Origin of the sequence: Paenibacillus sp. 7516 (assembly GCF_002272715.1) — a bacterium.
Classification (GTDB): Bacteria; Bacillota; Bacilli; order Paenibacillales; family Paenibacillaceae; genus Paenibacillus; species Paenibacillus illinoisensis_A.
Genome location: NZ_NPBI01000005.1, coordinates 25,641 through 45,603 on the forward strand (window position 1 = coordinate 25,641; position 19,963 = coordinate 45,603).

Here is a 19,963-nt window from a genome sequence, read left to right on the forward strand (position 1 = left end):
GGTCTTTAACTCTCCATATATCAAAAACCGGCTTACATAAGCCGGTTTTTTAAAATTATAAGAATTTAGGTGACTGTATGAGGTCAAAGGAAAATAAGAGAAATAATCCTGCGGTAGCCATAGTCGACAGTGGTTTATGTTCTTTTAATAAAAACGTAAGTTCTAATGTGATCGGAGGAATAAACCTCGTAAAAGGGGAAGGAAGTGAATACCTTTATGAAGATACGCATGGGCATGGTACATTATGTGCCTCAATTGTTAGACGAATGGAGCCCACTGCACCAATTTATGTAGTGAAAATATTAGATCATAATGCGGCTGCTACTTCTCGAATGTTGCTCAGAGCACTGCTGTATCTGTTAACCATAGATGTACGAGTAATAAATTTAAGCATCGCAACTGCTAATATGAGATATTCGGATCAGTTAAATGAAGTCTGTAAAAGGCTTAACTCTCAGGGGAAATTAATCATTTGTTCGCTAGGTAACCGCTGTTTATCAAGCATACCAGCTATTTTTGATTCAGTAATAGGCGTACAAAGTGCGAATTTCAATAATACCAGAACGTTTTGGTTCAACCCATCCTATGAGATCAATTGTATCGCCGATGGTACACCCATACTTGCTCAAGGATTACAAGGGAAATGGGGAATGTTCGGTGGAAATAGTAAGGCCGCTGCAGTATGTAGTGGATTAATTATGCAAATGCTCAAACAAGACCCTAACTTTACAAAGGATCAGTTAATCGAACAACTTTTTGAATCAGCTGTGATTAATACCTGGGAGAGGGACAAGTATTTAAATCATATGGAGTTTAATGAATTAAAAGATGCCTCTTCTATGGAATACCCTTGTGATGCAGTTAAACAGATGGTCTCCATTGTTTCAGACATTTTGAATTTAACTGAACAACAGCAAGAGTTACTATATCAATACAAATTAACGTATCCTGAGTTTCATTTTAATCCAGAAAAAAGTGTTTTGATTCTTCAAGAGATAGAGGATCGTTATACTATAAAGCTAAATTATGAGAAGATTAATTATTTTGACTTTCAATCGATCTATTCTCTCCTAGATCTTGTTAATGGAGATGATGGGGAATGACGAAAAAATCAAATAAAACAAACTTATTAAGATTGCTTAAAATTATTTTCAGTTATAGAAAACTTCACTTTGTGGCCTCAATTTTCATGATAGGAAATTCAATATCATTGCTTATACTCCCTTATTTAACGATGAAAATAATAGACAAGGCTATTGAAGAAAGAAGTCCCACTCAACTAGTTCAACTAATCGTATTATACTTATCAATCAGTTTAGTGCAAGGTGGATGTAAACTATTATCCGATTACATTTATGCAATTATTGGAAAAAAGGTCGTGTTTGATTTGAGATTGAAAATGATCAGACACCTACAGAAGTTAACGGGGAAATTTCATTCTAATTCAAAATCCGGCGAAATAATAGCCACTATAAATAACGATACTGCATTGGTCGAGGATCTATCAACCTCTATGATTTTTTCTACGATCTCTGAGATGCTAACAGTAATCGGAATTTTTATATTCTTAATTTATATTCAGCCGGAACTTTTACTTTTGACAATTGTGCTCTTGCCTATATTTTTTCTCTCTCAACGTTGGTTCAATAGAAAAATAGTCAACTTAAATCGTGAATTTCGAGATATCCTTGGAAGGTTTGTCATTCATATTCAGGAATTCATCCCCTCAGTTATCCACATTACTCTTCTAAAGGGGAAAAAATATTATTTAAAACGATATATCCAAATAGGAAGAGAGATGTTAAGAAAAGGGATTAAACTTGAAGTCGTGTCTTCATCAAACATGGTTGTTACAAGTTTGTTAAGTACAATTACCACTGTACTCATTTTAGGATATGGTGGATTTAAAGTCATTAATGGAGCGTTGACGATTGGAGGGTTAATTGCCTTTCTTCAATACTCTCAAAAGTTACTTGGTCCCATTATTAAAATGGTGCATATTAATATGAGGTACCAGCAATCAGTCGTCTCAATCGATCGAATTTTTAGATTGTTAGACGAACCTACTGATATTACACACAATAGTAGGGGTTGTACTGCAAAAGTTAAAGGGGAAATTGAATTCAAGAACGTATCTTTTTCTTATGAAGAAGATCAAAGAGTCATTCAGGAATTAAATCTCACCTTTGAGAAAGGCTGTGTGAATGCACTTGTAGGCGAGAGCGGATCAGGTAAAAGTACGATAATTCATCTGTTAACGAGAATCTGGGAAACGGATAAAGGAGATATATTAATAGATGGAATCAACATAAGAGAATACAACTTGACCTTTTTAAGAAAGTCAATCACTGTCGTCTCTCAGGATACATTCCTATTCAACGATACCATTTTCAACAACATAGTATTAGGTACGACTAGGATTACGGAAGAGGAAGTCATGAAAGCCACCCAGATTGCAGATATTTATGAATATATTGTATCTTTACCGGACGGTTTTAATACCAAGATAGGGGATAGAGGTGTAAAACTGTCAGGAGGCCAGAAACAAAGAATTGCACTGGCCCGGGCTATTCTTCAGAATACTCCAATTATTATATTAGACGAAGCAACTTCTGCTTTGGACAATTTAACTGAATCCTTAATCACAGAAAACTTAAAGTTAGTTTTGTCAAATAAAACTGTAATTATCATCGCGCACCGTTTATCTACCGTAGAGAAAGCAGACACGATATTTGTTTTAAGAGAAGGTCGTTTAACAGAGTGTGGTACACATGCTGATTTGCTCCATTCTAAAGATTATTATTATAGCTTATATAATACTAATGTAGGATAAGGTTTAGTTAAATTTTCAATTAGTTATATCAATTATTCGTCAATTATAATATATGATTGATTTAGTCGAATCGTAATTTATACGAAGTAAGGGAAGGTTGTGCTGTGAATTTTTCCCGTTAATAAAGAGTGAAAGACCTTTTAAAAAAAATTCGCCTTATTAAAGAGGCCCGTTAGGACCCCAACCTGGAGTATAGTATTCTTCTGTCGCTGGCTCTCCAATTTGATCAGTACGAGCACTATCACTATAAACATATACCGTTTTCCTATCAGCAAATTGCGTAAGAGGAGAGCTCAATATGAATGGTTTTGTCGAGGGACAAGAACATGGTCCCATTGAAAGTCACTATTTTAGCTGCTTTTTTGTCGATTCCATATTTGGTATATTATATGAAGTAAGTGAAAAGACGGGACGAACAGTTACAGAAGGAAGAGTGAGAAAGGAGCGAAAAGGGGAGGATGTATTCAAATTAAGAAAAATGATGTGATTTTGTTAAAAGCATCTAGAGGGATTCAGATTGATTCAATTATTCCTTCCTTAATGAAGTAATCATTCAAATAAGGGATTCATGTAGCAGTCAGTTTACTAAAGGGGAATGTTTTTAAACTAACGGGAAACGTTAGTTGAATGAATACATGAAAGCAATCGTTATGACCGGCTGTTAATTCTAAGTCAGCTATATAATATACAATATCACTCTCAAAAAGGGGTCTTAAGAAATGAAAGAAGGACATCTTGAAAAAATTAATTTATATGACATTACTAAGGAGATATCCGAATATAGAAACTGGATAGTGAATGAAGTAAATGATCATGCCCTACGTATTGCTGTTATTAATGGTGAATATCATTGGCATAAGCATGAAGATTGTGATGAGTTGTTCATGGTTCTTGAAGGAGAACTTTTCATTGATTTGGAAGATAGGACGATATCACTTAAACCTGGAGAAATTTTTACGATTCCACGTAATGTTATGCATCGTACTAGGTCTATTGAAAGAACAGTTAATTTATGTTTTGAAAAATCCTCTAACGATATATCTGGAAAAACAGCAGAAAGTCTATAAAGCTAACTGGCAGGTTAGTACAAGGATATATTATCCTTAATCATTACCTGTACCTAATCAACCGCTGGCCTGGTCATTAGTGGATAGGCAGATAGACAACTTAATCTCGTGAAACGCGCTTAGGAATTAAAAATAAGATTAAGCTAACGGGAAACGATAGAGTTATAAAACAAAGAAAGCAGCTGATCAATATGATCGGCTGCTTTTGCTCAACTAACGGGCAGGATTGCTTCAACAATTGTCGAACCTTATCGGTACAAGTTCTTGTCCCGAGCCAAGGACAAGAACTTGTACCGATTGCCGGAATGGACAAGAACATAGTCCGATTACCGATTAGATACACATCTAAATTAATAACACATACAGACAAGTCTTTATTAGTACAAAAATACACTACACAGTTTTCTTGGGATGGATCCTTAGTTAAAGAGACGAAGATTCCACCTTTTTTCAGAACAGCCCACCTCTATTAGAATCAAATTTAAGTTAACTCTGCCCATATAGGAGGTTTTAATACGATTTTAAGAGAGCTTTGGAGGTAGATATATGTTGTAGACACAATACCTTCTGCGAATTTTGTATTGAATACATCTAAATCCATACAGTAAACTCTAAGTTAAAAGCTTGTTCAATTCGCCATTAAACTAGGATATCCCCTTAATAGTTGGTTGCTAATTCCAGAAATATGGAAATGAATGAAGGATAAAGTAGAGTTTACTTTGATGACTGGAGGAGAATGTGATGTCCACGATTAAAGAAATTTCGGAGAAAACCGGAATTACCCCATATACTCTTCGATTTTACGAACGGGAAGGGATCCTGCCATATGTCAAGCGCGATTCGAGTGGCAATCGAGTGTATGACGAAGAGAGTATGGATTGGTTGAATTTTATTTTGGCGCTGCGAGCGACGGGCATGCCACTAGCCGAGATCAGGAAATATGTGGATCTATACCAAGAAGGCGAGAACACCCTAGAATTACGTAAACAAATGATGCTTATCCACAAGGAAAAAGTGGAGAAGGACCTCTCGGAAACAATTAAATATTTGGAGCAAATCAATTACAAACTGGCACTTTATGACATGCAGGAAAAAGGATTGGCCAAGATGCTGCCCTAGATGTTGGTTTGCAACATTTCATTCTAAAATGGAGTGCGTTTCCCGGATGGAGACGCATCTTTTTTTGGTGCTTATATTAGAGTAAACTCTAATATATTTTCCGCTGTTATTTTCCGATTATTTCCATTTATTGTCCTGCATCATCAAAAACCCCACGAATTTGTGGGGATTTCGACAATGCAAATTATTTGATATTTGAGACTTGACTTATATTAAACTCTAATTGATAACCTTGAATCAAGCCGACGATGAGTGGCTAATACAAGGACAAAGGGGAAGTACACATGAAGACAAAAGTAGCAATCATCACAGGTGCAAGCAGCGGAATGGGAGCGGCCACGGCGAAACTTCTCGCACAACACAACATTAAAGTCATGCTTGCCGCTCGCCGGGAAGACCGATTGCAGCAGCTGCAAGAAGAAATCCGTAAAGCTGGAGGTGAAGCCAGCTACAAGGTTACTGACGTTACTTCGCGTGTTGATCTGGAAGCATTGGCGGATAAAACGATTAAAGTCTATGGACAAATCGACATTTTGATTAATAATGCTGGGATCATGCCTCTTTCGTTCTTCAAAAATTTGAAAGTCGACGAATGGGAGAGAATGATCGATGTGAACATTAAGGGCGTCCTCTATGGGATGGCGGCAGTGTACAAACATATGGAAGAACGTAATGAGGGGCATATCATTAATTTCTCGTCCATTGCGGGACATATCATCTTCCCTTCAAGCTCTATTTATAGTGCGACCAAGCATGCTGTACGGATTTTAACAGAAGGTATGCGAACCGAATTGGGATCCACACAAAATATTCGGACAACACTCATCTCCCCTGGTGCGGTGGAGACCGAGCTGTACGATACCATTACCGATAACTCCATTTATCCGGCATTGGAGAAATTGGGCAGCCAGGAATGGAGTCAACTTGACCCAAGCGACATTGCCAGAACGATACTATTTGCAATCCAGCAGCCGACTAACGTAACCATTAACGAACTGATTGTCCGCCCAACGTCTCAAAGCTTATAACATTGTCTCCGCCAAAAGGGCATGTAGTTCAAGCTCCCCCAGGAAGGACTTTACTAAAAACCGGTAAGTTTTTTGAAGACTGATCCCTCTTTATGAGACTGGGATCAAAACACCTTGAAAGTTAAAAGCAGCCAGTCGTCGATAATCAATCGGTGACTGGTTGTTTAGTTTTGTTTGAATGGAAGTTTCACTGATAATATCTATACCAATTTTTAATACAATATCATCAAAGACTCTACTGGTTCCGAAAAACATGACGTTGTAGAAATTGACTAACACCACTAGGTAGCTAAGCCCCCAATTTTCGCTACCTTTGACGATACTGTCTGGCAGACGTTTAGGCCAATTCTCTCCTATCTCACTATATATTTGTTTGACCTTATCGCTGATATTTGACTTTAATTGAACGATCATTTATTATTCAACCATGAGATATAAGGACAAAAACAAAAATGAAGCTATTGTTCAAGCAACCATACAGCTTTTGAACGAGATCGGCTTCTCTGAAATTTCCATGTCTAAAATTGCCAAACGGGCTAAGGTATCACCAGGAACGATCTATGTTTACTTCGAAAACAAGGAGGACATGCTGAGGAAGCTGTTTATGAATGTCGAGCAGAAGATTAGTTCGAGTATGTTCCAGGGTGTCCATCATCCAATGCCGGTCAAGGAAAGATTTGAATTGATTATGAGCAACTATATTGAATTCATTCTTAACCATAAAGATGAATTCCTCTTTTATGAACAATTTTGCAATTCACCGCTTGTCGAGAATTTGTATCTTGAAGATTCCAGTATGATGTTCCAGCCTTTTTATAAATTGATTGAGGAAGGCAAAGAACAGAAGCTGCTTAAAGATTACGATACCACGCTGCTGTTGGTTTTGATTTATGCTCCTGTGACCGAGCTGGCTAAGCAACATTACAGAAGAGAATTTGAATTTACTAATAAAAATGTGAAGGACTTGATTCAATCAAGCTGGGACGCTGTCAAAGCATAAGGAGTCCTTTTTTTTAAACTCTATAATGAATGAACGTTCAATTAAAATAGATTTTAATAAACAATTTGAGAGTTGGTACCTATGTCCAGAAAGAGAAGCACGGAATATCAAACATCCCAAAACTTCGTAAACGGGAGGTTTAAATATCCTGTTGAATCACCTGTCGATTACAGTCTGAAGGCTTTACTCCCAATCTTGCGGCAATATATCAAAGGCAATCCCAGGGCACGGCCAGAAGAAACACTGCCGGTTCAACGAATTGTGACACCTTTATCAAAGAAAGATGTTAATAAAGCGGCCGTTACATGGCTCGGGCACTCTACTTCGTTCATTCAACTGGAGGGGCGGCTATTCCTGTTAGATCCGATATTCGAGCCCTATTCCTCTCCTTTCAGGTTTGGCGGCAGACGTTATAGCGAACAACTGCCCATTGAAATCGAAGATCTGCCACAGATTGATGCGGTGCTCATCTCACATGATCACTATGATCATCTGGATTATCGGTCTATCCGGAGATTAAAGGATAAAGTCAGAACATTTTATGTTCCCCTCGGAGTTGGCAGCCATCTGGAAAAATGGGGTGTTGCTCCTGAGAAGATTGTGGAGCTTGATTGGTGGAAGGAAGTCGGGTTTGAAGGCCTGAAGTTTCGCTGTACACCGGCAAAACATTCCTCGGGACGAGGTTTTTCTAAGCAAAATACCACATTGTGGTGTTCGTGGATTATCGAAGGAAAACATACAAAAATCTTTTACAGCGGGGATAGCGGCTATGGTCCTCACTTTAAAGAGATTGGTAATCATTATGGCCCTTTTGATCTGACGTTAATCGAGGCCGGGCAATACGACAACAGTGGCTGGTGGCCGCTGCATATGCTGCCCGAGGAGACGGTTCAAGCCCATATTGAACTTCAAGGTAACATCTTGCTTCCGGTTCATTGGGGAGCATTTACACTCGCCTTCCATGACTGGGATGAACCGATCAAACGTGTTCTCAAGGCTGCGGCTGAGAGAAACGTCGTCATCGCGACACCTCGCATAGGCGAAAGTGTTGAAATTGGTTCTTCTGAAATGCCATCGGTTCCATGGTGGAGAGATATTAATTAAAGGGGGTGATTCATGTAAAAAGCGGCGTATCTATCTAACGATGATTAGAGAAAATGAAAGATTTCCAGTTTTGAAAAATCGAATAATTATTATTAGGGAGGCATATATGAAATATTATTTCTTAGGTAAAAGCGGATTACGCGTCTCGGAGCTTGCTCTTGGCACCATGACTTTCGGTACAGATTGGGGGTGGGGCGCAGGCACGGATGAAGCCCAGAACATGCTGGACATTTATCTCGACCGGGGCGGAAATTTTGTCGATACAGCAAGTGGATACACGAACGGAAGCTCGGAAAAAATGTTGGGTGAAATTCTGGGCGAGCGTCGTAATCGCATCGTGCTTGCCACGAAATATACGATGAATACGCATCAAGGGGACCCGAATGCAGGCGGCAATCACAGAAAGAGCATGATCCGCTCGGTTGAAGCAAGTTTGTCGCGAATGAAAACAGATCATATCGACCTGCTGTATTTGCACTCTTGGGACAACACGACGCCGGTAGAGGAAGTGCTGCGCGCTATGGATGATCTTGTACGAGCCGGCAAGGTGCTTTATGTAGGGATATCGGATACGCCGGCCTGGCAGATTTCGCGGATGCAGATGATCGCCGACCTGAGAGGGTGGTCTCCTCTGGTTGCCCTGCAAAATGAACACAGTCTGATCGAGCGAACGTCGGAAAGAGAGCTCACTCCGATGGCTCAGGAGATGGGGCTTGGGGTTGTTGTCTGGTCGCCTCTGGCTAACGGTCTACTGACCGGAAAATATTCAAGGGAGGAGCTGCAGCAGCATAGCAAGGATTCCGAAGGCTGGAGCTCGCGGGTAACCATGATGGCTAATCATGGTATGCTGAATGAGCGCGTATTTAATATTGTGGATGAAGTCAAAAAAGTAGCAGATGAAGTGAATGCTCCGGCAGCGCATGTTGCGCTGGCATGGCTTAGAGCACAAAAGTCCGTTACATCCATTTTGCTGGGGGCAAGCAAAGTCGGACAGCTTGAAAGCAATTTGGATATGCTTGATATGCAGCTTACGGAGGAACAACTGCAAAGGCTCGACACGGTAAGCGCGATTGAGCTGGGGTTTCCACATAAGTACTTAAATGACCCTACAAACCTGTGGGGAGTCTTTGGGGGCGTAGCCGTCGAGCGCCGCTAAGATATACCAAACACCTTCAAGTGATGGTTACCTTGTCGTTAGATATAGTAATTAACTTGGAGGTGTTTTTTTAGTAGGGAACTTTATGTCAAATATTAAAACCGTTCTAAACACGTAATTAGGATCGCAGTTAAGACGGGCAAGATCTTTATGAAAAAATAGAACATCGAAGTACATAAATACATTCTATAATAATCATGATTACTATAGTCGCTGATAAATCAGCTAAAGTAATCAAGTAAATCACGGAGTATTTCATTGGTTTAAGTTAAATAATTAATCTGAATATTTATACAAAAGTACTCTTCTTCTATAATTAATCAGTAAAAATAGGAGGTGCAATATAATGTTTGTTAAAGTTTATCAGTACCAAATTCAGCCTGATAGAATAGATGAGTACTTAGAGATTCAAAAAAATCAGCGGAGATTTATGCGTCTTACATAGACTTTCAATCTTTCTGTATAAATAGTAATCAAGAAAAAAGTAAGTGGATTGAAATATCAAAATATAAGAACGAAAATGAATATAGAAAAAGTATTGATCTAATTAATGCTAATACTGAGATTAAACAACTTTTCGAAAAATTTTCATCTCTTTTGATAAATGGTGAGACTGAATTAGTTGAAGAGGATTATATAATGAAGTTTAGTTTTAATGATACATAGCATTAAGCTAACGGGAAACGATAGCGTAACAGAACTAAGAAAGCATCTGATCAATGTGAGCGGCTGCTTTTGTTCCACTAACCGGGAGATTAGTTCAATGGCTAACCTTCACATCGAAAAATATATGCAACACTTTCCCTTGAATAATCGTTCCTAATATGTTGGAGGGTGTTGCGCGTTGAGGTATAAAATAGTGATAATTTGTTTATTTTTATTATTCTTTCGGGATGTTTAGATGGGAGAGACATAAAAGAAGATCTGACGATGGGAAATGTAACGCAGTCTATTAAAGGACAAAGTATCAAACTAAGTGAGAAGGGAACGGGTATAGGATCGGGAATAGCGTCAATAATGAAGAATCGGTAAATTTGCTAGTTTATGTGTTCCAGTCGGAAAAGGCACGAGGGAAAGCACGTGAATCTTTCAACGAGCGTTTGCAAAACGCAAATCTAATAACTTATCCAAATATATATGAGAAAAAGAACATTATGAAAGTTTACTTCAACGAATCAGAAGTAGATCGGTCGTTCGATGGACAGCTGAAAAAAACAATTCAAAATATGTGACATTCCACATTTTCTTAATATAGGGGAAGTAATCTATACTGAGTTAAGAATGCTATATTAAGAATTCCCTATTGAACTAACGGGAAACGATAGCATAATAAAACTAAGAAAGCAGCTGATCGAAGTGATCGGCTGCTTTTGTTCAACAAACGGACAAGTTAATTCAATAATCGGAAGGAAAAGGTGTATCTAAAGGGAACTATAGGATATACCGGATTAAATAAAGGAGAGAAGACAATGAGTAAATCATTTATTGAACAAGTACATTATATTAGAATTCCTGTAAAAGATTTAGAACTGTCTACACAATGGTATAGAGATGTATTAGGGCTGCATTTACTAAACAAAACTGAGGAACTTACAATTTTAAAAGTAAATGAAGGACCTTTCTTACTTATCTTAGTTCCTACCGAAGATGAAGCATTTGCACATTTTACAATTGATAATAAACAAGAGTTTAGCATTGGCTTTACCAGTCCAGAATTATCTAAATTTCATCAACACTTAATTGATAATCAAGTTAAGGTAGAGGATATAAAAGAAGATAATGGTCATGCCTTTTTCCACTTTTATGACCCAAATGGTAATAAATTTCAAGTACACTGGTAATGAATAAGACCGTGACGTCCAAATCAAACGTTCCCATACTTTTCGCCTCGGCCTCAATCTTGGTCGTCTTCCTTCTACCTCCCTGATCAATATCACAACCCTCAAAGGCTATTAGCAAGCCAAGTTTGCACGGATTCGGCTTCAGGCTTCCAGCCAAGCAAGTTTCGAGCATGCACAGAACGAATTCGGCAATTCGTCGCAAGTGTATATTGAGCCAGAAGGCCAAATTCAGAAACCGATTCTTCCAGAGACCAGCTTACCGTACGTCCCTCATATCCAAGCGCCTCACTCACGTAACGGCTTAGATCACGGAACGATTCCTCGCCATTTTCTGCGAAAAAGTAAGAGGAGGATGGCGCTTTGTCTAGCGCAAGAAGATACAATTGGGCCAAGTCACGAATATGGACGTTCGACCATCTGTTCAGACCTTTGCCAATATAGACTCCGGCCTTCATTTCTTTCGATTTCTGTACAATCATTGGAAGTTGAACGCTGTCTCTTGGAAGTCCGAGAGACGTTCCATATACCATGGAAGGTACGATGACAATGCCTCGCACTCCTTGATCGACCCCAGCTTTACGCACCAGCTCATTGACTCGAATCGATTCCAAGTCCCTTGTTAAAGGTGTTTCTTCGTTATAGATTTGCTCGCTCTGGAATTCGCCCTTGGCATCATCCGCAACATTGCCTGAACCGGATGTGTGAATCAACGGCTTACCTGTACCGCGCAAAGCGCTAATAAACGTTTCAATAGCCTTGCGGTGAGCAACGTCAGCTGTATGGATCACTCCATCGCTCCGTTTTGCGTAATCAGCCAGTATTTCCGTATCTTCAAGTGTGCCCACGACAGGCTCGACTCCAAGCTCTTTCAGCTCGTTTATTTGGCTGGTGCTCCGGGTCAGACCATAAATAGAATGCCCCGCATCGAGCAATACTTTAGCCACAGAACTTCCAATATATCCGGTAACGCCTGTCATAAATATTTTCATCGTTCGTCATCTCCCTAATCTAGGTTCTAAAAGTAAAGTGATACAATTTGTCACTGCCTCCTATTTATCAATATTTAGATATTATAGATATCCTATATCTATAATTGGAACAAAAAAAGGTGCGTGATTCAGCTAGCATTCATACAAAGAACCAGCTCCTTTAGTCGAATGGACATGAAGTGCATATCGAGTTAAAAATATTATTCATTTGCACTCCTATTATCGACTCATTGAGTCCATAATCGACTGACTTAGCTCATTTTAGGGCTACGGATTACATATGTCAAGTACCTGGCTCGCCTAAACCGACACAAACCATTGTCATCTTAGACTAGTTGCTCTTAGCATCCCGTTTGAGACGGATTGCATAGTAGCGTATTCCACATGATAGAACTGCCAAGCGTACCTTAAGAATGGAAATATATAGTAATATATTCTGTCGAAATCAAATGGCAGCACTTAAATAATTCAAAATTTTAAAAACAAGCAATTATCTCAGCTCGGCCTGAATCTATCAACATTAGGATATCTTCTGCATATTATTTAAATAAATTTCTACTTCGGTTTCCTTTTGAAAAAATGAACGATTGCTGATCTCCTAGCAGTAAAGGTTATTAAACTAGCGGGAAACGTTAGTACAATAATAAAAGAAGCAGCTAATCAAAGTGATCGGCTGCTTTTGTTCTATTACGAGCAGGTTAAGGTATCTGATGCAAGAAAAAATCAGCATTATGGGAGAAGGAGTAGCAATATATTTCTTGAATATATTGTAATTGGGAATTACTGAGATGGGATGTGTAGGTGGATACCATTACGAAAACCTTCTGCTAACTTTTGGAGAAGAGGAAAAGACTAGAGATGACGGTACTTTTCCTATCAGTGCTATTATTATTGATGCAGATGGTTCAGGAGCTCCAAGTCGGAACCAATAAGCTGAATGAAAAAGACTGTCTGGACAAATTAGTGAGAAAGATTTCTTGAGAATGGCATTTAGCACAGTTAAACTTGAAAAATGTTCAGCCCATAATAGTGAAACTTTTACGTACAATTATTTAAGGAGGGTATCTTTCACATGAAACGTATTGCAATTTCTGAATTGAATGAAATTTTAGTAAAAGCAACACTCTCGGCCAGACAAGAGGCCAAAAGCAATGGTGTGCCCATTGTATATGAAGAAAATGAAAAAATGATCAAGGAATATCCGGATGGCAGAAAAACAGAGATCATATATGAAAAAAGTGGTACCAAAAAGGAAATTGAATACCCATGAGCTGAAAATAAAAGGCAGCTAACGGGAAACTATAGCGTGATAGAACTAAAAAAGCAGTTGGTCAAAGTGATTGGCTGCTTTTGTTCAACTGACAGGAAGGTTAACGCAACTTTCTATTATCTGGTTCGTATGTGATTTTTATCAGTTTAATCCTAACTCATCAAATGAGAGGGGAGTTATATGAAGCTAAAGCAAATTACATATCTCTTGATCTTAATGATCATTATGACAGGTTGCTCTAAGGAGTCTAATCTGATTTACACTGCCCCAACCAACGAACAGATTGTGGGATATATCTCAGAAAATGAATTAGCTACTCTTGATACCATATGGGTAGAGGGCAGTGCTATTATTTTGATGAAAAATTCATTAATTACACTGTATTCGGATCAGCATGGAAAGCTACATGATCACAATCTATCTTGGGGATCAAATAATCAAGATGTAATAACTATTGGCGATGGAGTATCATATATTGCAATCATTATACCTAATGATCTATTGGATAAAGGATCTAAAAGTATTACCTTAATATATTCGGATGGCACTGTTGAATCAAGGGGAATCAATGAAAATAAGGGCTTGTTAGTATCAAGCATTGGTCACGCAAAAGTAAAAAATATTTCAATTAGTAATTCCTTAGGTGAAGAAATATACAATGAATCTAGATGAAAGAAAGGTTAGATTTGAACAAACGCGATTTAAGCTAAGGGAAACAACAGCTCATCCAAAGACGGCAGATTAAAGAATTTATTTGCTAAATGGACAGCTAAAACTACATCAAAAGAGTTGATTTAATGTTCACGATTACTGTAGAAATTAACTTAGTGCAATCAATACTCATTTTGGTGCCTGATACGGTCATGAATACACGTTTTGTGAGTATGAAGATGGTCTGCCTTTGGAGCAATTAGCAAAACAGTACAATAAGGGAAGCAATCTGAAAAACCATGATAACGTACTTTTTGAGGTTAGTACAACTGTGAACAACCCAAGCGAATACAAGTCGAATGGCAAGGAGAATTAGTAGAATCCATTTTTGACATGTGGATTCAGCGAATGAACGGAACAGAGTGCTTCTTGGAGGTAAAATATGCTTCTGAAAGAGCTTGCCTCGATACATGGGATCGGCGAATGTATCGGAAGACAAGAACTTAACCAATTGGACCCACGAATATCGCGGCTTTTTGTATTTATGAGATCAAGTTCTTGTCAAAACCAAATGACAAGAACTTGATCTCATTCCCGCGAAAAGCTTGAAAAGCGCAGAAATGAAGGCAACAAGCCAGAAAATGACCAAGTGAACTTCGTTAAGCTAACGGGAAACATTAGTTCAATACAATTAAGAAGCAGCTGATCCATGAGATCGGCTGCTTTTGTTCAACTAACGGGCAGGACACTTCCAATATGTGCTACTATATAACTGCATGCTTAGAAGGCCGAATGGGGGAACGAAATGAAATTTTACATAGCGTCCAGTCTCAAAAACATAGAAAACGTGCGGCAAGTCGCTGAGAATTTGAAAGCGCGTGGTTTTCAACAAACATATGATTGGACAACACATTCGAACATAGACTCTATCTCCAAACTCCGTAAAATTGGCCAAAAAGAGGTTTCAGGGGTTTTGGCTGCAGATGTAGTAATTGTAATGATCCCAGCTGGGAAAGGGAGTCATGTTGAGTTAGGAATTGCTCTGGGAGCAGGAAAGAAAATTTATTTATACTCTTCAACAAATGAACTGAATGAAATCGGAAACACATGTACGTTTTATCATGTAGATTCAGTTGAACAGAGGATTGGCTCCTTAGATGACTTAATAAGTTCAGTCTGTTTGAATACCAGCATCATTGGGGTTCGGTCTCTTAAAACTTAATAGTAACTTATCGCCCAAATTGTGTGATCTATATGTAAATGAAAATTATCGTGGAAATGGTATTGGTTCGAGTTTAATTAGACATCGTGAAAAACTTGCAAGGAAACTCGGCTATTCTGAAATATTCGTTAGTGTTGACCCAATTGGGAATCCGAAAATGATAAAGCTTATAACCAAGCTTGGATATAAAAGAATTAATGAACCATACTCAAGAACAGCTTTATTCCATAATGAAGACGGGACAACATATGAGCAAACTTATACAAGGGTTGATTTAAAGGAGTCATTGAACTAACGGGAAACGTTAATTCAAATCAGCAAGGAGCAGTTTACCGATTGGCAACTGCTTCTTGTTTCTTTAAGTAAACGGCCTGGATAGATTTTGTAACTAATGGGACGAGTATTCGTAAAGTAGTATTATAATGTCAGAAAAATAGTTGATTATAGGAGGAACTTCATTGATGAAAAGGAAAGATTCAAAAGGGGTAACAGCCTTTATAGTGTTAACTGCTGCTACAATTGGAGCTATCATAGGGATAGTTTTTTATGTTAATGACTGGATATAGATTTAAAGATTATATTATTGAACCAACGGGTAACTTTAAATGAATAAACGACGAAAGTGAGGCTGCCTTTGTTGACCGACAGCTTCATTGCGTTAACGGGCAGGTTAGTTGAATTTAACAAGGGCATAATATTAAAATCACCTCAGTATCATTGGGTATAACTCGGAAGCTTCTCAGGCAGGGTATGAATGTGGAACAACTCGCGAATTCCTACTGTCTATCCCATGACAGCATGAAGAAGATTGTTTATAAAACGCAGGCATAACAAAAGGCTCATGTTGGATAAAACCAACACGGGCCTTTTGTTATGTAAAAAATGAATATATAAATACTCTGCCTATAAAGGATGCGATATTCACCTTATACTGATGCTAGGAAAGAATTATGGTATCAGTGATATTGTTGATTGAGAGTATCGGAATCGGAGGAGTTGCAAAATGGATTGCGTTAATCATGAAGTAAATAAGTTAAATGTTACCGCTAGACTATGCGGTATGGAGGAGAAGTTCATTATCAATAATATTTATCCTCTTTATCTGCATGATTTGTCTGAAGTATGGGAACACAAGTCCAATCGTTATGGGGTGTTTGAGAATGATGATACCCGAACTTTGATGGAACAGAATCGCGTGTTTGATATTTGGTGGGAACACCCGAACATATTATTCCCTTATCTTATCACAGTGGATGATATACCAGCGGGGCTTGCTTTTGTGGCTACTTCCCCTTTCATACCATGTCCTCACTATATCGATTATTACATGAATGAGTTCTTCCTATTACGTAATTATCGAGGAAAGGGTGTTGGAGAAGAAGCAGTGCGACAGATTATTGGAAAGATGCCAGGGCAATGGGAATTGCAAACAAATCCCACCGAACGAAACGAACGTGCGAAACGTTTCTGGCGTAGAACACTTAACACATGTACTAACGGGAAATACTCCGAAGAACTTGGTCATCATCCTGAAGATGGAGAAAAGCTAGTCTTTCGCTTCAGCACGAGTTCTGAAAAAGTGAGTAATTAGAGAGGTTGTTCCTTATTCATAGGTTTAGGTATAAACAAGGTTATCCGATATTCGTTGAACTAAAGGGTAGATTACACATATTTTTGAGTAGGCAACCACAGCTTGCTCTTTCTATTGAACTAACGGAAAAACGTTAGAGTAATAGAACTAAGAAAGCAGCCGGTCAAAGTGATCAGCTGATTTTGTTCAACTAACGGGCATGTTAGTTCAATAACATGTATAATATTGGATATGTATATTTATGGGGGGATTCAATGTTTATCAGAGAGATAGAACCTGAGGATGCTGAAAGTTTTGATTTGCTAATGAAGGAAGTTGAAACCGAGGCTTATTTTATGCTTATGGAACCAGGAGAAAGAAAAAGTCTTCTGAACAACAACGTAAATGGTTGGAACGAGTAAACAAAGAGAGTAATTCAACAGTACTTGTTGCAGAACAAGCTGGAAAGTTAGTAGGGTGTCTAGCAGTCATTGGCGGAGACACAAGAAGAACAAAGCATTCAGCCTACCTAGTTATAGGTATTTTAGAAGAGTACACAGGGCGTGGTATAGGAACAAATCTATTTCAAAGGTTAGAAGAATGGGCAAGAGCTCATAATATTTTACGATTAGAACTTACAGTGGTCATTCAAAATGAAGCAGGAGTATCTCTATATAAAAAAATGGGATTTGAGATAGAAGGAATAAAAAGAAACTCACTATTGATAAATGACAAACTTTTCGACCAGTATTTTATGTCTAAATTATTATAGGGGTTTGTTAAACTAACGGGAAACGTTAGCTCAATACAATTAAGAAGCAGCTGGTCAAGTATCGGCTGCTTTTGTTCATGTCGGGGGACAAGAACATTGTCCAATTGAAAGTCGCTATTTTAGCGGCTTTTTTATTTTATCTGTACAAGTTCTTGTCCCAAGCCAAGGACAAGAACTTGTACAGATTACCGGAATGGACAAGAACATATTCCTATTGCCGATTACGCCGATTAGCGGTAGTAGCGATTTAAGGAACTGGTTAAGCGCGGGTTGGGTGTACGACAGCGTAGAACTGTTGAATTAAGGACAAAGCAGATTCATTCATGTCAGTCAGATGGTTTCCAACAAGAACAGGCCGTAAAAAGGGATCCCCTTTTGCGGCCTGTTCTTTGTGCAGCGCATTATGCATGTTCGCCGAAACGATCCTGGTACCAATCCGTGAAGAGAGCGTAATCTCGTTCTACCTGATCGGAATATAGATAGCTCCAGTCCGCGACATAGCGAGCAAAACTGTGTACATCGCAACCTATAGCTCGGGCAATTTCTTGCTCACTATGATACGAAAGGATACCGTTCGCGACATCAATATCGGCACGGGCATGCATTTTGGCTGTCAGTTTACCCATCGCTTGCAGAACCTGGCGCATGTCGTCCATGCTCTGGATGTTCTGTGGCTTGAGCCGTTTCTTGTATGGAGAACGCTCCCTGACGTAGAAGTCCCGATCCTCAATCGTGATATAGCCGAGATAGGCATCCGCCTGATGATGCATGGCTTGTTGAGTCGTTACTACCCGTTTGCCCTGATGACCGAAATGGTTCCAGAAGGATTCGGAATAGGGCAGGAAATAGGCAGGTACAGGGACACGGACCTCTTTGGCTTCCAGAATGGTGTCGTCCTCATCGTTCAGGCACATCCCGCCTTCAATGAGCAGGTAATACCGATCAAGTCCGATCGAAGCGGTACCTGAGCCGTGTTTGATGGCGATATCCTTGATCGCGTAATGGGTGTCGTCCAGGTGTCGTTCTGCGACGGTATCCAGATAGTCCGTCCATGCTTGCTCCAATTGGCGCTGTTCAGCTTCTTCTGGCACGACCAGTTCAGAGTTCTCCAGAAATGAGCGGCCATGCTGCATCTGAGCGGTAACCTTTTCAAGGAAATGGGCCTGCTTGCGTTTTTCAAGCTTGCGTAACAACTTCCGGATCGGTCCTTTTGCCGTCTGCTCATTCATTATGAAGCGGGCAGGATCATCCTTCCCTTTGCAGAAACGGTGAATTTGCTTGGCGTAAGCGCGAAGGTAGGCTTGAATGAGCTCTTTCTGTTCAGCTTCAGCATAACCGAATTGTCGACCGACCAGAGCGATACTGCTAGACATGCGGAGAACATCATACAGATAGCTGCCGAGGTATCCTTCGTCGAAATCGTTCACATCGTAGACGATCTGCCTGCCTTGAATGTGAAAAGCACCGAAGTTCTCGAAGTGCAGGTCCCCCTGAATCCAGGTGGGGCGCTCTGGCGGTGTATGATAGGGGAAATACTGGCGTGTGGCATCAAAATAGAACAAATAGGAGCTTCCCCGAAAGAATGAAAACGGAGACAGCGACATCTTGCGATATTTCTCTTCCCGCTTGACTGCGGAGAGATGCATAATGCTCTCGTCAAACTCGTCAAACACCGAAACTAGCAAATCTTTGCGCAGTTTGTTCCGCGTGCGCATAACACCTTCTGTAATCGTTTCTTGGACCATCTTCATCGCTCCCTTATGTAATTGAACCTCTGAAATGATAATTGCATGACTATCCCTTCCATCATACCGTGCTTTTGAATGCAGTGAAACCAAGAGTATGCATGAAGTGGAAATATATTTCAGGAAATTTTACAAAATCTGTTCACATTATTTTTTGGTAGGGAACTTCTTGTCAATTTTTAAGGGTGCGATTAACAGACTGTCGCGGGACAAGAACATTGTACCATTGTCGAAAAGGACAAGAACATTGTGTCATTTCGGATTAGACAGTTATCTAAAAGCTTCTAATTGGAACTATTGGGGCTGATAAAAGCAAGGTAATAAAAAATTTGCCGTTTGATAACGTGTTTTTGTATTAAAAAACCAGATTTTTTTCTGGCTAAGGCAAGAGCTCGTTACATGCGGAAAGATTAAGTATATGGCACCAAGTTATCTGTTTCTTTAAGCTAACGGAAAGGTTAGTTTAATAAGAATTGCGATAGTTGTCACCTACCATGTATTTATCTTGACAGTAATTGGCTCTAACTCGTAATGTTTGAATAGGAGTTGTAGGAAAGGGGACTCGCCGGACAATGTGGACTACCTATAATGGTTAT

Annotated in this window: 18 protein-coding genes and 1 pseudogene; 16 read left to right on the forward strand and 3 right to left on the reverse strand. The window is 39.2% G+C overall.

The annotated features are described in order from the left end of the window. Nucleotides 1-77: 77 nt before the first annotated feature. The 6 genes from CHI14_RS03340 (at nucleotide 78) to CHI14_RS03365 (ending at nucleotide 6,047) form a co-directional block, all read left to right on the forward strand. Nucleotides 78-1,103, forward strand: a complete 1,026-nt coding sequence (locus CHI14_RS03340) for a S8 family serine peptidase (RefSeq protein WP_095287011.1) — start codon at nucleotides 78-80, stop codon at nucleotides 1,101-1,103. Beyond that, complete coding sequence (locus CHI14_RS03345) at nucleotides 1,100-2,833, forward strand: ABC transporter ATP-binding protein (protein WP_095287012.1); 1,734 nt, start codon at nucleotides 1,100-1,102, stop codon at nucleotides 2,831-2,833. Before CHI14_RS03340 ends, CHI14_RS03345 begins: the two co-directional genes overlap by 4 nt. Nucleotides 2,834-3,131: 298 nt before the next feature. Beyond that, on the forward strand, nucleotides 3,132-3,320 hold the full coding sequence (locus CHI14_RS03350; protein ID WP_095287013.1) for a hypothetical protein: 189 nt from the start codon (nucleotides 3,132-3,134) through the stop codon (nucleotides 3,318-3,320). A gap of 232 nt (nucleotides 3,321-3,552) precedes the next feature. After that, complete coding sequence (locus CHI14_RS03355) at nucleotides 3,553-3,900, forward strand: cupin domain-containing protein (protein WP_095287014.1); 348 nt, start codon at nucleotides 3,553-3,555, stop codon at nucleotides 3,898-3,900. A 741-nt stretch (nucleotides 3,901-4,641) separates the two neighbouring features. After that, nucleotides 4,642-5,019, forward strand: coding sequence for a MerR family transcriptional regulator (locus CHI14_RS03360; protein ID WP_095287015.1), 378 nt, complete (start codon nucleotides 4,642-4,644; stop codon nucleotides 5,017-5,019). A gap of 284 nt (nucleotides 5,020-5,303) precedes the next feature. Next, nucleotides 5,304-6,047, forward strand: a complete 744-nt coding sequence (locus tag CHI14_RS03365; RefSeq protein WP_095287016.1) for an SDR family oxidoreductase — start codon at nucleotides 5,304-5,306, stop codon at nucleotides 6,045-6,047. Between the two features lie 90 nt (nucleotides 6,048-6,137). Here the strand turns inward: CHI14_RS03365 and CHI14_RS03370 are convergent, their stop codons facing one another. Next, on the reverse strand, nucleotides 6,138-6,461 hold the full coding sequence (locus tag CHI14_RS03370) for a hypothetical protein (RefSeq protein ID WP_095287017.1): 324 nt from the start codon (nucleotides 6,459-6,461) through the stop codon (nucleotides 6,138-6,140). 13 nt (nucleotides 6,462-6,474) lie between these two features. Here CHI14_RS03370 and CHI14_RS03375 point away from each other — a divergent pair, with 13 nt between their 5' ends. From CHI14_RS03375 to CHI14_RS03400, 4 genes are all read left to right on the forward strand, one after another. Next, nucleotides 6,475-7,047 (forward strand): TetR/AcrR family transcriptional regulator, encoded by a 573-nt coding sequence (locus CHI14_RS03375; protein ID WP_095287018.1) that lies wholly within the window; start codon nucleotides 6,475-6,477, stop codon nucleotides 7,045-7,047. 81 nt (nucleotides 7,048-7,128) lie between these two features. After that, nucleotides 7,129-8,151, forward strand: a complete 1,023-nt coding sequence (locus tag CHI14_RS03380) for an MBL fold metallo-hydrolase (RefSeq protein WP_095287019.1) — start codon at nucleotides 7,129-7,131, stop codon at nucleotides 8,149-8,151. Nucleotides 8,152-8,257: 106 nt separating this feature from the next. Next, nucleotides 8,258-9,307 carry an aldo/keto reductase gene (locus tag CHI14_RS03385; RefSeq protein ID WP_095287020.1) on the forward strand — a complete coding sequence of 350 codons (1,050 nt, stop codon included), beginning with the start codon at nucleotides 8,258-8,260 and terminating at the stop codon, nucleotides 9,305-9,307. 1,469 nt (nucleotides 9,308-10,776) lie between these two features. Next, a complete protein-coding gene (locus tag CHI14_RS03400; protein ID WP_095287022.1) occupies nucleotides 10,777-11,148 on the forward strand; it encodes a VOC family protein in 372 nt (123 codons plus the stop codon). 101 nt (nucleotides 11,149-11,249) lie between these two features. Here CHI14_RS03400 and CHI14_RS03405 read toward each other — a convergent pair whose 3' ends face one another. After that, entirely contained in the window at nucleotides 11,250-12,137 is an 888-nt protein-coding gene (locus CHI14_RS03405; protein WP_095287023.1) for an NAD-dependent epimerase/dehydratase family protein, read from the reverse strand. A 1,072-nt stretch (nucleotides 12,138-13,209) separates the two neighbouring features. Here CHI14_RS03405 and CHI14_RS03410 point away from each other — a divergent pair. From CHI14_RS03410 to CHI14_RS03435, 6 genes and pseudogenes are all read left to right on the forward strand, one after another. After that, a complete protein-coding gene (locus CHI14_RS03410; RefSeq protein ID WP_095287024.1) occupies nucleotides 13,210-13,407 on the forward strand; it encodes a hypothetical protein in 198 nt (65 codons plus the stop codon). Nucleotides 13,408-13,587: 180 nt separating this feature from the next. Then, the gene (locus CHI14_RS03415) at nucleotides 13,588-14,079 is read left to right on the forward strand and encodes a hypothetical protein (protein WP_095287025.1); all 492 of its coding nucleotides are present in this window, start codon (nucleotides 13,588-13,590) and stop codon (nucleotides 14,077-14,079) included. 784 nt (nucleotides 14,080-14,863) lie between these two features. Then, a complete protein-coding gene (locus CHI14_RS03420; RefSeq protein ID WP_095287026.1) occupies nucleotides 14,864-15,280 on the forward strand; it encodes a nucleoside 2-deoxyribosyltransferase in 417 nt (138 codons plus the stop codon). A gap of 19 nt (nucleotides 15,281-15,299) precedes the next feature. Continuing rightward, nucleotides 15,300-15,575 carry a GNAT family N-acetyltransferase gene (locus CHI14_RS03425; RefSeq protein ID WP_249280989.1) on the forward strand — a complete coding sequence of 92 codons (276 nt, stop codon included), beginning with the start codon at nucleotides 15,300-15,302 and terminating at the stop codon, nucleotides 15,573-15,575. Nucleotides 15,576-16,283: 708 nt separating this feature from the next. After that, nucleotides 16,284-16,871, forward strand: a complete 588-nt coding sequence (locus tag CHI14_RS03430) for a GNAT family N-acetyltransferase (RefSeq protein ID WP_095287028.1) — start codon at nucleotides 16,284-16,286, stop codon at nucleotides 16,869-16,871. A 254-nt stretch (nucleotides 16,872-17,125) separates the two neighbouring features. Beyond that, nucleotides 17,126-17,622, forward strand: a pseudogene (locus CHI14_RS03435) (N-acetyltransferase family protein). Between the two features lie 401 nt (nucleotides 17,623-18,023). Here the strand turns inward: CHI14_RS03435 and CHI14_RS03440 are convergent. Next, complete coding sequence (locus CHI14_RS03440) at nucleotides 18,024-19,367, reverse strand: DUF2252 domain-containing protein (RefSeq protein ID WP_095287029.1); 1,344 nt, start codon at nucleotides 19,365-19,367, stop codon at nucleotides 18,024-18,026. Between the last annotated feature and the right edge of the window lie 596 nt (nucleotides 19,368-19,963).

Excerpts from the sequence above, each read along its gene's own strand:
- CHI14_RS03340 (WP_095287011.1), top strand. The coding sequence starts at position 78 with ATGAGGTCAAAGGAAAATAAGAGAAATAATCCTGCGGTAGCCATAGTC.
- CHI14_RS03345 (WP_095287012.1), top strand. The coding sequence starts at position 1,100 with ATGACGAAAAAATCAAATAAAACAAACTTATTAAGATTGCTTAAAATT.
- CHI14_RS03350 (WP_095287013.1), top strand. The coding sequence starts at position 3,132 with ATGAATGGTTTTGTCGAGGGACAAGAACATGGTCCCATTGAAAGTCAC.
- CHI14_RS03355 (WP_095287014.1), top strand. The coding sequence starts at position 3,553 with ATGAAAGAAGGACATCTTGAAAAAATTAATTTATATGACATTACTAAG.
- CHI14_RS03360 (WP_095287015.1), top strand. The coding sequence starts at position 4,642 with ATGTCCACGATTAAAGAAATTTCGGAGAAAACCGGAATTACCCCATAT.
- CHI14_RS03365 (WP_095287016.1), top strand. The coding sequence starts at position 5,304 with ATGAAGACAAAAGTAGCAATCATCACAGGTGCAAGCAGCGGAATGGGA.
- CHI14_RS03370 (WP_095287017.1), bottom strand. The coding sequence starts at position 6,461 with ATGATCGTTCAATTAAAGTCAAATATCAGCGATAAGGTCAAACAAATA.
- CHI14_RS03375 (WP_095287018.1), top strand. The coding sequence starts at position 6,475 with ATGAGATATAAGGACAAAAACAAAAATGAAGCTATTGTTCAAGCAACC.
- CHI14_RS03380 (WP_095287019.1), top strand. The coding sequence starts at position 7,129 with ATGTCCAGAAAGAGAAGCACGGAATATCAAACATCCCAAAACTTCGTA.
- CHI14_RS03385 (WP_095287020.1), top strand. The coding sequence starts at position 8,258 with ATGAAATATTATTTCTTAGGTAAAAGCGGATTACGCGTCTCGGAGCTT.
- CHI14_RS03400 (WP_095287022.1), top strand. The coding sequence starts at position 10,777 with ATGAGTAAATCATTTATTGAACAAGTACATTATATTAGAATTCCTGTA.
- CHI14_RS03405 (WP_095287023.1), bottom strand. The coding sequence starts at position 12,137 with ATGAAAATATTTATGACAGGCGTTACCGGATATATTGGAAGTTCTGTG.
- CHI14_RS03410 (WP_095287024.1), top strand. The coding sequence starts at position 13,210 with ATGAAACGTATTGCAATTTCTGAATTGAATGAAATTTTAGTAAAAGCA.
- CHI14_RS03415 (WP_095287025.1), top strand. The coding sequence starts at position 13,588 with ATGAAGCTAAAGCAAATTACATATCTCTTGATCTTAATGATCATTATG.
- CHI14_RS03420 (WP_095287026.1), top strand. The coding sequence starts at position 14,864 with ATGAAATTTTACATAGCGTCCAGTCTCAAAAACATAGAAAACGTGCGG.
- CHI14_RS03430 (WP_095287028.1), top strand. The coding sequence starts at position 16,284 with ATGGATTGCGTTAATCATGAAGTAAATAAGTTAAATGTTACCGCTAGA.
- CHI14_RS03440 (WP_095287029.1), bottom strand. The coding sequence starts at position 19,367 with ATGGTCCAAGAAACGATTACAGAAGGTGTTATGCGCACGCGGAACAAA.